This is a genomic window from uncultured Muribaculum sp. (assembly GCF_910583865.1).
Lineage (GTDB): Bacteria > Bacteroidota > Bacteroidia > Bacteroidales > Muribaculaceae > Muribaculum.
In genome coordinates, this window is record NZ_CAJTYX010000003.1 from 88,155 (window position 1) to 98,736 (window position 10,582).

Consider the following 10,582-nt stretch of genomic DNA (forward strand, 5'->3'; position numbering starts at 1 on the left):
TACATAACCCAATAATATATTTAGCAACTATGAGAAAAAATGTAGTAGCCGGCAACTGGAAGATGAACACCACTCTCCAGGAAGGCGTGGCTCTTGCCAAAGATGTCAACGAGGCTTTAAAGGGCGTTACCCCCAAGTGTGATGTCGTAATCTGCACTCCGTTCACCCATCTTGCATCGGTAAATGCCGTAATCGATACCGATAAGCTCGGACTCGGCGCCGAAAACTGTGCCGACCATAAGTCCGGGGCTTACACTGGTGAAGTTTCAGCCCCCATGGTGGCTTCTACAGGTGCTACCTACGTGATACTCGGTCATTCAGAGCGTCGCCAGTACTACGGTGAGACTTCTGAGATCCTGAAAGAAAAAGTCGCTCTCGCCCTTGAGAACAACCTCACTCCCATATTCTGCATCGGCGAGGTGCTTGCCGAGCGAGAGAACGGTATCTACAACGAAGTGGTAAAAAAACAGATTGAAGATGCACTCTTCCATCTTTCCGCTGAAGATTTCGGCAAGATTATCCTTGCCTACGAGCCTGTATGGGCCATCGGTACCGGTAAGACCGCCACACCTGAACAGGCAGAGGACATGCACGCCCACATCCGCAGCCTTATCGCCGGACGCTACGGCAAAGAAGTCGCTGACAACACTTCCATACTGTATGGCGGCAGCTGCAAGCCCTCAAATGCTAAAGAGCTGTTTGCAAAACCCGATATTGACGGTGGCCTTATCGGCGGCGCCGCCCTCGACGCAGCATCATTTATGGGAATCGTAACAGCATTCTGATTTTTTCAAGAATAGACTTTTAGAGTCGTATAGGCAGATGTGATGCCTATACGACTCTTTTCATTTGTATGCCGAAGCATCCACCCCCCAAAGAGCATCTCAGAGAGTGTCTAATAAATCAGATAACATTTGCAACTATTTCCTAAAAAGTATTGTTATAGGATAAAACAGTTCAACTAAATAAAATTTATTATGAGTCTCTCAAAACTTAACTTTCTGGGCTACACAAAGAGCTGGTGGCTCGTGTTGATAGCCGGCATCGTAATGGTAATATGCGGTTTCGCCTATTGGTTCTGGCCCGTGGCCGGATATGCCATTGCATCACAGATATTCGGATGGCTGCTGATTCTCGTAGGCATCGTTCAGTTGATCGTAGCTGCAGGTCCGCATTTTCCGAGAGGATGGGGATGGTGGATTGCAGGAGGTATGATTGACATGTTTATCGGCTTCCTGATGGTAAGGAGCATAATCCTTTCTGAGGCCATCCTCCCATACTTTCTTGCATTGATATTCCTTTATTGGGGTATCACCATGATTATCAGTTCGGTCAACGGACATAAAGGAAAATACTGGTGGCTATATCTTATCAACGGCATTTTACTTATGCTCATCGGATTTTTCTTTATCGAAGCCGGATGGATACAGAACATGGAGATGGTAAGCTTCCTTACCTCGCTTGCCTTCATCTATTGGGGATTCTCAATATGTATGCTGGCTTACGACATCAAACCGCAAGTAGGACAAGGAGAGCAGGAGTAATCACCATACCATAGACGAATATTAAGGCGGTGTGTCGAAATTCGGCATACCGCCGTTTTTGTGTCCGGACGGGAGGGTGTTGTCAGGCAATCGCCTACATTCCCACATATCCAATCCAACAATATGACATATACCGGCGTTAGAGATATAAAAACGCATCGATATGAAAAAGATAGTGATAGTAGGAGCGACATCCGGCATCGGAGAGCATGTGGCCGAGGCTTTGGCTGCAACAGGCTGGCGTGTAGGAGTGGCCGGACGAAAGGTCGAGCGCATGAAAGCGCTAAAAGAGATGTTCCCGGATGCCGTTGAATGGGAAGCCATTGACATTACGAAACAGGAAGCACCACGCAAGCTTCTCGATCTTATCAGAAAACTTGGCGGCATGGATATATATTTCCATGTGGCCGGAATCGGATTCTTCGATCCCGAACTCGAAATCAAACGTGAGGTAGCCACTGCTGAGACCAACGTGGTCGGTTTCACCCGTATGGTCGATACTGCGTTTCATTATTTCAGAAACGTAGGGAAAGGACATATCGCAATCATCTCGTCGGTAGCCGGCACTAAAGGAATAGGCGAGATTGCGGCCTACTCGGCCTCCAAGCGTTATCAGCAGAACTATATTGAAGCGCTGGAACAATTGGCACGCATGCGGGGAATCAAAATCGCCTTTACGGACATACGTCCGGGATGGGTACGTACACCCCTGCTTGATCCGGCTCAGAAGTATCCCATGATAATGAAGGAGGAAGAAGTAGTGCCGATGATACTCAAAGCGCTGAATCGACGCACGCGCATTGCTGTAATCGATCGCAGATGGGCTGTCGCCGTATTCTTCTGGCGACTGATTCCGGGACGCCTGTGGGTCAAGATGCCGATACATCTGTCACGTCCTGCTGATAATAAGAGTGAAGTCGAGCTTGCCGCGCATGATGCGGCCGACTGAACATCAAAGGAATATCCTTGAGAGACAGTCAGAGAATCTTTTGACAGGATTCTCTGACTTTCTCTTTTGTGTATGCGGCCGTGATTTTGTAACTTTGCAGTGAATGGGACGGCTAATGTCAATAGACTATGGACGGCGTCGCTGCGGAATCGCAGTGACAGATTCATTGCGCATTGTAGCTACCGGACTGACAACCGTGCGTACATGCGACCTTTCAAAATGGGTAGTGGAATATATGAAGCATGAAATCGTGGATGCCATAATCGTCGGCAAACCCTCGACCATGCGCGGAGAGGATTCCGAATCAATGAACTACATACGGCCCGGCATCATGGCCTTGAAAAAGACGCTTCCGGATAATGTGGAAATCATATTCTGGGACGAACGGTTCACATCCGTGTTGGCACATCGTTCCATGATTGACGGAGGAATGCGTAAATCACGCCGCATGGACAAGGCCGTGGTCGATGAAATAGCCGCCACTATCATTCTAAATGATTATCTTCAAAGCAAACAGTTCAACCAATGAAACTACCGGTATATCTTTACGGTCATCCAGTGCTTCGTGCAATCTCGGATGATGTGACTCCGGATTATCCGGAATTAAAACAATTTGTCGCCGACATGTGGGAAACCATGTATAATTCCGATGGTGTGGGCCTGGCCGCACCGCAGGTCGGACGCAACGTGCGCATCGTAGTGATCGATGCAGATGCCGTGGGCGACGCCTTTCCCGAATGCCGTGGACGCAAATTCACTCTTATCAACCCCAGGGTAGAGATACTTGACGGCCCGACAGAAACCCGTAACGAAGGATGCCTATCGCTTCCAGACCTATCAGAGGCCGTGCAACGTGTGGAACACATACATCTCAGCTGGGTCGATGAAGATTTCCAACCTCATGAGGAGGAAATTTCCGGATTTCTTGCCAGAATCGTGCAGCATGAATGCGATCATCTCGAAGGGAAGCTCTATATAGATCATATCTCAGCCATACGGCGTCAGCTTCTGCGGGCAAAGCTTTCGGCTATAATAACAGGACGCAAACGTGTCGATTACCCCGTGCGCTACGCTCCTCAGAAAGGCAGAAAATAAGATTCCTCCGCTCAAATAAATTTCTCTATGGCAGACGACAAGAAAATCATATTCTCGATGGTGGGTGTATCGAAAATATATCCTCCGCAAAAACAAGTCCTGAAAAACATCTACCTTTCGTTTTTCTATGGTGCCAAAATCGGCATAATAGGCCTGAATGGCTCGGGAAAATCATCTTTACTCAAGATCATAGCCGGTATCGACAAGAGCTACCAGGGCGAAGTTGTATTTTCGCCCGGTTACTCTGTGGGTTATCTGGAACAGGAGCCGCAACTTGATCCCGACAAAACCGTAATCGAGGTCGTGCGCGAAGGCGTTCAGCCGGTCATGGATCTGCTGGCTGAATTCGAGAAGGTCAACGAATCATTCGGTGATCCCGACATTCTTGAGGATCCCGACAAAATGGACGCCCTCATTCAGCGTCAGGCCGAGTTGCAGGACAAGCTCGATGCCGCCGATGCGTGGAATATAGATTCAAAACTTGAACGCGCGATGGACGCATTGCAGTGCCCTCCCGACGACCAGAAAATATCAACCCTGTCTGGAGGCGAGCGCCGTCGTGTGGCTTTGATACGCCTGTTGCTACAGCAGCCCGACGTGCTCTTGCTCGACGAGCCGACCAACCATCTTGATGCTGAGTCAATCGACTGGCTCGAACAGCATCTCCAGCAATATCCCGGCACGGTAATCGCCATCACACACGACCGCTATTTCCTTGACCATGTAGCCGGATGGATTCTCGAACTCGACCGAGGAGAAGGAATTCCATGGAAAGGCAACTACTCTTCATGGCTCGATCAAAAGACCAAACGCATGGCACAGGAGGAAAAGCAGGCATCTAAACGCCGTAAAACCCTTGAGCGCGAACTCGAATGGGTGCGTATGGCGCCGAAAGCCCGTCAAGCCAAGGGAAAGGCGCGACTTAATTCATATGACAAGCTCCTCAATGAGGATCAAAAAGCACGCGAAGAGCGGTTGGAGATATTCATCCCCAATGGCCCTCGTCTCGGCAATAAGGTGATTGAAGCAACCGGGCTTGCAAAGGCATACGGCAAGAAACAGTTATTCTCCGACCTGTCATTCTCTCTTCCGCCAAACGGGATAGTCGGAGTAATCGGTCCCAACGGGGCGGGTAAGACTACGCTTTTCCGTCTGATCATGGGTCAGGAAAAGGCCGATTCCGGCACATTCGATGTCGGAGAGACTGTGAAAATCGCCTATGTCGACCAACGCCATCACGACCTTCTTCCCGAAAAGTCGGTATATGAGGTGATTTCACAAGGTACCGACTCATTCCGAATGGGCGGTCGCGACATAAATGCCCGCGCCTATCTGTCGAAATTCAATTTCACCGGCGCCGATCAGGAAAAGAAAATCGGAGTCCTTTCCGGCGGTGAACGCAACCGACTGCATCTCGCCATGGCTCTTAAAGAGGAAGGCAACGTGTTACTGCTCGACGAGCCGACCAATGATATCGATGTCAACACATTGCGTGCACTGGAGGAAGGCCTCGACGATTTCGCCGGATGTGCCGTAGTCGTAAGCCACGACCGTTGGTTCCTTGACCGCATCTGCACTCATATACTTTCATTCGAGCCTGATGGAAATGTAGTGTTTTATGAAGGTTCATACTCCGATTACGAGGATTTCAAGCGCGCACGCAACGGAGGCAAAGAGCTACCGCGACGCCGCTATCGTAAGCTGATGGAATAACACCTGTCGCCGCTTGATAGGCTATATAAATTTAAGGGTGCTAACCGACAGTCGGTTAGCACCCTTAATTGTTATCGTATTCAACGCCTTAGAACTCTGCGTTATTAGGAGTGCGCGGGAACGGTATCACATCACGGATATTGGTCATACCGGTCACAAAAAGTACGAGACGTTCAAATCCAAGGCCGAAACCGGAATGAGGTACAGTGCCGAAACGACGGGTGTCGAGATACCACCACATGTCCTTCATAGGAATGCCAAGTTCTTCGATACGCGCAAGCAGCTTGTCGTAGTTTTCCTCACGTTCCGAGCCACCGATAATTTCCCCAATATTCGGGAAAAGCACATCCATGGCCCTTACGGTCTTGCCATCCTCATTCTGCTTCATGTAGAATGCCTTGATCTCCTTGGGATAATCGGTGAGGATGACGGGCTTCTTGAAATGCTCCTCCACAAGGAAACGTTCATGCTCGCTCTGGAGATCTGCGCCCCAATATACGGGGAATTCGAATTTATGCCCCGACTCCTCGAGAATCTTTACCCCTTCGCTATAGGTCAGCCTCACGAAGTCATTGTGGATGACAAAATTAAGCCGATCCACGAGCCCCTTATCGTAATGATCGGCAAGGAATTCGATATCATCACGGCAATTATCAAGAGCGTATGAGATACAGTACTTCACGAACGCTTCAGCAAGATCCATATTGTCGTTTATGTCAAAAAACGAAACCTCCGGTTCTATCATCCAAAACTCGGAAAGATGGCGCGGAGTATTGGAATTTTCCGCACGGAAAGTCGGGCCGAAAGTGTAGATGGCACCCAAAGCCGTAGCTCCGAGTTCACCTTCAAGTTGTCCGCTTACCGTCAGAGCCGTCGGTTTGCCGAAAAAGTCCTTTGAATAATCCACAACGCCTTCATCGGTCTTGGGAAGGTCATTCAACGGAAGCGTCGTGACCTGGAACATAGCTCCCGCACCTTCGCAGTCGCTACCGGTAATCAGAGGTGTGTTCAGGTAGAAAAAGCCGCGTTCCTGGAAGAAGCGGTGGATGGCAAAAGCCAAAGCGCTACGCACACGCAGAATTGCACCAAATGTATTTGTGCGCGGACGCAGATGGGCCTTTTCACGGAGGAACTCAAGCGTATGGCCCTTCTTCTGAAGCGGATATGACTCCGGATCGGCAGTGCCGAACACATCGATACTGCCAGCCTGTACCTCCACGGATTGGCCTTTGCCCATCGACTCGACAAGTCGACCGTTGACACGGATAGCGGAACCGGTTGTAATAGGTTTCAGCTCTTCATCAGAGAAGCGGGCCATATCGAGTACTACCTGGATGTTGCGCACAGTCGATCCGTCGTTCAAAGCCACAAACTGAACGTGTTTGTTGCCTCGGCGAGTACGCACCCATCCCATTACGGTTACTTCTGTTCCTATAAGTTCGGCCTTTTTGAAAAGGTCTATGATTTTTTCTCTTTTCATTAAATGTATGATAGCTTTTGGTTAGCCGCTATAGTATTGACATCGTAGTAGTGCGCTATAATGATGTCATAGCGCACTACTACGCGGCATACTATTTCATATATTACTCAAACGATCCCATTTTCAGGAAGTTGACCTCCTCTTGCGTGAGATAGCGCCAACGACCGCGAGGCAGGTTCTTCTTTGTAAGTCCAGCGAAATAAACACGGTCAAGCTTGGTAACGTGGTATCCCAGGCTCTCGAAGATACGACGCACGATACGGTTGCGTCCGGAATGGATTTCTATACCGGCCTGATTACGGTCGGTCTCTGTCGCATACGAGATGGCGTCGGCATGTATAGGGCCGTCCTCAAGTTCGATACCGTCGGCAATAGCCTGCATGTCATCCTCCGATATGTCCTTGTCCGTCCATACGTGATAGATTTTCTTTTTGACATATTTGGGATGCGTCAGCTTTGAAGCAAGGTCGCCGTCATTGGTGAGGAGCAGGACACCGGTAGTGTTGCGGTCGAGACGGCCTACAGGATAAATGCGTTCGTTGCAAGCGCCCTTGACGAGATCCATTACGGTAGTGCGTCCATTGGGGTCATCGCTTGTGGTAACGCAATCTTTGGGCTTGTTGAGAAGGATATAGCACTTGCTTTCCAGCGTCACCACCTTCTCGTCATACTCAACTACATCATTGTGGGAGATTTTGGTACCAAGTTCGATGACTACCTCTCCATTGACTTTTACGAGACCTTGCTGGATAAACTCGTCGGCTTCGCGGCGTGAGCATATGCCGGCATTTGCCATGAACTTATTCAGACGGATCTGCTCATTTGGATCGGGTATGGGCATCTCATACTCTATGCGCTTTGGGCGCGGTGTGAAGCTCTTTCCCTGACGTGGAAGCCCGAAACCTCCCTGCTGGCGCGGGCCTCCTTGCTGACGGTTCTTATTATAACCGCCTTGACGGTTATTATAGCCACCTTGGCGATTCTGGTTGTTGTAGCCGCCTTGACGGTTCTGGTTATTGTAACCGCCCTGACGGTTCTGGTTGTTGTAGCCTCCCTGACGGTTCTGGTTATTGTAACCGCCCTGACGGTTCTGGTTGTTGTAGCCCCCCTGACGGTTCTGGCTGTTGTAGCCGCCTTGACGGTTCTGGTTATTGTAACCGCCCTGACGGTTCTGGTTGTTGTAGCCTCCCTGACGGTTATTATAGCCACCTTGACGGTTATACCCTCCCTGATTGTTGTAGCGGGGCTGATAACCGCCGTTCTGATATCCCTGCTGGTTAGTGTCAGAACCGTAAGAATTTGTATTCTGTGTAGTTGTCGAAGAGGCTTCGCCGCCTTCAGTTGCCGGTGTGGCATTCTGATTATTATAACGTGGCTGATAACCGCCACCCTGATTGTTATAACGGTTGTAGCCACCTTGGCGTGACTGATAACCGCCACCTCCGTGCTGGTTGTTGTAGCGTGGCTGATAGCCGCCTTGACGCTGATTGTTGTATTGACGAGGCTGATACGGACGTTGTTGTCCATAGTCGGCACGCGGCTGTTGTGCATCATCTGACGATGATGTGTTATTATTATAGTTAGTATTGGTGTTGTTAAACACGGCATCACCGCTTTCGCCCGACTGTATTCGGTCACCTATTCGCGGTCTACGGGGCTTTTTCTCTTCGTTGTTAGTATCCATAAATTAAGTGAAATTCCAATGATAAATGTTGATGAATTTGTTTCGGCCTCTCGGCGTCATACTCTAATCAATGTGAAGTATGAGTGCCCTATCGGGTTCCAACGTCACATGATACATTTCTTTTCTAAATTGCTAAATCTCGATCTACAAACAGTTGGTGTTGATAAAAATTATTAGTGACTAATATATCTTTTTTGACATTGACCAAGGAAACGTTATCATGTAACAGACTCCGCTCCAACGCTCAGCCGGGAGAAGCATACGATGCCGTTGCGGCGAGAGCGAACCAATGGGAAATGGAAAGGCAACTCACATGACCGATTCCTAAAAACAATGCAAAGATAAGATTTCTATTTTATTAGAACAATATTTACATCCGATAATTCCATTGCCTTCAATACGAAAAAGAGATGACAACGATATTTTTAGCGTTATTTAACTTTTGTTTTGCGGGCACATGAATCGCACACGCCCTTTATCATGTAGTTCACAGCACGAATCTCATATCCTTCCGGCAGAGATATCGCAGGCACAGGCGAATCAGAGAGGCACAACGTAGAGCCGCAGACCTCGCAGTGGAAATGGGGATGCATATCCGCCACCGAATGTCCGACATGACCATGGCACGCCTCATATTTAGCCGCACCGCTGCCATCCTCTATTATATGCACAATCTGATGCGAGGCGAACAAAGCAAGCGTACGCGACAGCCCGGACTTGTCGATTGTCTCAAGGCGATCTTCAAGTTCAGACATGCTCAGTGGGGACTTCGCCCTCAACAGCTCCCGGAATATGGCTACCCTGTTGGCCGTAGGGCGCACCTGCCTGCGCTGTAGCGTCGTATATATATCATCTATATTATCAATATGCCATCTGTCGGAAGTCATAACGTCTTTTTGTATGCAAAATAAGCAAATATAATTGATGTACTCCAAAATAAATTCTAACTTTGTTAACCATAACAGTTCTTATTACTACAAAGCCGAATGGCAACCCTATGCCTTTCACCAAATTCACCACCAATCAAAATCCCACATGAATCACCTAAAAACAATGATCACAGCCATCACACTCGGCGCCCTCGCATCAAGTAGTGCCATTGGCCAAAAAGGTGCGCCGCGCATAATCAAGGTAGAGAACCCCAAAATGACGGTATTCCTGCCGCCAGCATCCTCTGCGACAGGGCGCGCGGTCGTCGACCTCCCCGGCGGAGGATATTCACACCTCGCCACCGGGCACGAGGGCTTCGACTGGGTGCCCTATTTCAATGGCATGGGCATAGCATATGCCGTTGTTGAATACTCATTCCCCAATGGGAACAAGGATTTGCCCATAACGGACGCCTTAAACGCCATGAAAGTTATGCGTGACAGCTCCGCGACGTGGGGATTCGACCCCAAAGATATAGGCATAATGGGTTCTTCGGCGGGAGGACATCTCGCCACCACAGTTGCGACCCATGCCGACACGGCATCACGCCCAGATTTCCAGATACTGTTCTACCCCGTAGTGTCAATGAAGAAGGGAATCACACACGGAGGTTCCAGGAAAAACCTTTTAGGCGAGAATCCTAATGAATCCGAAGTGCTGGAATATTCCAACGAGTTGAAAGTGACCAAAGACACCCCTCGCGCGATAATGCTGCTCAGCGATGATGACACGGCCGTGATCCCTTCCAATAGTATACTTTATTATCAAGCACTACATGGGGCCGGAGTCCCGGCGTCTATGGTTATATACCCTACGGGAGGCCATGGATGGGGATACAAAAAATCATTCGCATATCATGACGCGATGCTCAACCAGCTTAAGGCATGGCTTGGCGGATTCTGATACCCACCCTGCTGGAAAGAACAGCATGCAATGCCATTATGCCGTGGACATTGCATGCTGTTCAGGTTATCACCGGCATGCAATGTGTTTCACGCAACAGACTGCAAACCAACAGACTGATCTTTACAAAAATTCATTTTACCAAATATTCTTAAAAAAAAGCGCCAAACATTTGGTTGATTCATCAAAAGTATCTACCTTTGCATCGCAAACGCAAAAAAACGGTTGCCCAACGCGAAAATAGCTCAGTTGGTAGAGCACGACCTTGCCAAGGTCGGGGTCGC

At 49.1% G+C, this 10,582-nt stretch carries 10 protein-coding genes; 7 read left to right on the forward strand and 3 right to left on the reverse strand.

What is annotated here, in order from left to right:
• The first annotated feature begins 29 nt into the window (after positions 1-29).
• The 6 genes from tpiA to ettA all read left to right on the forward strand — a co-directional run bounded on the left by tpiA (position 30) and on the right by ettA (position 5,301).
• Entirely contained in the window at positions 30-785 is a 756-nt protein-coding gene (gene tpiA, locus QZ303_RS01595; protein ID WP_295728150.1) for a triose-phosphate isomerase, read from the forward strand.
• A 192-nt stretch (positions 786-977) separates the two neighbouring features.
• Positions 978-1,544 (forward strand): HdeD family acid-resistance protein, encoded by a 567-nt coding sequence (locus tag QZ303_RS01600; RefSeq protein ID WP_295728152.1) that lies wholly within the window; start codon positions 978-980, stop codon positions 1,542-1,544.
• A 163-nt stretch (positions 1,545-1,707) separates the two neighbouring features.
• A complete protein-coding gene (locus QZ303_RS01605; protein ID WP_295728156.1) occupies positions 1,708-2,493 on the forward strand; it encodes an SDR family oxidoreductase in 786 nt (261 codons plus the stop codon).
• 115 nt (positions 2,494-2,608) lie between these two features.
• Positions 2,609-3,022: a Holliday junction resolvase RuvX gene (gene ruvX / locus QZ303_RS01610; RefSeq protein ID WP_363322813.1), complete on the forward strand. Its 414-nt coding sequence runs from the start codon at positions 2,609-2,611 to the stop codon at positions 3,020-3,022.
• Positions 3,019-3,588: a peptide deformylase gene (gene def, locus QZ303_RS01615; RefSeq protein ID WP_295728163.1), complete on the forward strand. Its 570-nt coding sequence runs from the start codon at positions 3,019-3,021 to the stop codon at positions 3,586-3,588. Before ruvX ends, def begins: the two co-directional genes overlap by 4 nt.
• A gap of 27 nt (positions 3,589-3,615) precedes the next feature.
• The gene (gene ettA / locus QZ303_RS01620; protein WP_295728166.1) at positions 3,616-5,301 is read left to right on the forward strand and encodes an energy-dependent translational throttle protein EttA; all 1,686 of its coding nucleotides are present in this window, start codon (positions 3,616-3,618) and stop codon (positions 5,299-5,301) included.
• An 88-nt stretch (positions 5,302-5,389) separates the two neighbouring features.
• On the opposite strand, the gene asnS is transcribed toward ettA, so the two are convergent.
• The 3 genes from asnS to QZ303_RS01635 all read right to left on the reverse strand — a co-directional run bounded on the left by asnS (position 5,390) and on the right by QZ303_RS01635 (position 9,352).
• Positions 5,390-6,790 carry an asparagine--tRNA ligase gene (asnS, locus tag QZ303_RS01625; RefSeq protein ID WP_295728195.1) on the reverse strand — a complete coding sequence of 467 codons (1,401 nt, stop codon included), beginning with the start codon at positions 6,788-6,790 and terminating at the stop codon, positions 5,390-5,392.
• A 94-nt stretch (positions 6,791-6,884) separates the two neighbouring features.
• The gene (locus QZ303_RS01630) at positions 6,885-8,465 is read right to left on the reverse strand and encodes a pseudouridine synthase (protein ID WP_295728169.1); all 1,581 of its coding nucleotides are present in this window, start codon (positions 8,463-8,465) and stop codon (positions 6,885-6,887) included.
• A 431-nt stretch (positions 8,466-8,896) separates the two neighbouring features.
• Positions 8,897-9,352 (reverse strand): Fur family transcriptional regulator, encoded by a 456-nt coding sequence (locus QZ303_RS01635; RefSeq protein ID WP_295728172.1) that lies wholly within the window; start codon positions 9,350-9,352, stop codon positions 8,897-8,899.
• A gap of 148 nt (positions 9,353-9,500) precedes the next feature.
• Between QZ303_RS01635 and QZ303_RS01640 the strand changes: the two genes are divergently transcribed.
• Positions 9,501-10,298: an alpha/beta hydrolase gene (locus QZ303_RS01640; RefSeq protein ID WP_295728175.1), complete on the forward strand. Its 798-nt coding sequence runs from the start codon at positions 9,501-9,503 to the stop codon at positions 10,296-10,298.
• The last annotated feature ends 284 nt before the right edge of the window (positions 10,299-10,582 follow it).

Bases quoted from the DNA above. Each gene is read 5' to 3' on its own strand.
- tpiA (WP_295728150.1), top strand. From the start codon at position 30: ATGAGAAAAAATGTAGTAGCCGGCAACTGGAAGATGAACACCACTCTC.
- QZ303_RS01600 (WP_295728152.1), top strand. From the start codon at position 978: ATGAGTCTCTCAAAACTTAACTTTCTGGGCTACACAAAGAGCTGGTGG.
- QZ303_RS01605 (WP_295728156.1), top strand. From the start codon at position 1,708: ATGAAAAAGATAGTGATAGTAGGAGCGACATCCGGCATCGGAGAGCAT.
- ruvX (WP_363322813.1), top strand. From the start codon at position 2,609: ATGTCAATAGACTATGGACGGCGTCGCTGCGGAATCGCAGTGACAGAT.
- def (WP_295728163.1), top strand. From the start codon at position 3,019: ATGAAACTACCGGTATATCTTTACGGTCATCCAGTGCTTCGTGCAATC.
- ettA (WP_295728166.1), top strand. From the start codon at position 3,616: ATGGCAGACGACAAGAAAATCATATTCTCGATGGTGGGTGTATCGAAA.
- QZ303_RS01630 (WP_295728169.1), bottom strand. From the start codon at position 8,465: ATGGATACTAACAACGAAGAGAAAAAGCCCCGTAGACCGCGAATAGGT.
- QZ303_RS01635 (WP_295728172.1), bottom strand. From the start codon at position 9,352: ATGACTTCCGACAGATGGCATATTGATAATATAGATGATATATATACG.
- QZ303_RS01640 (WP_295728175.1), top strand. From the start codon at position 9,501: ATGAATCACCTAAAAACAATGATCACAGCCATCACACTCGGCGCCCTC.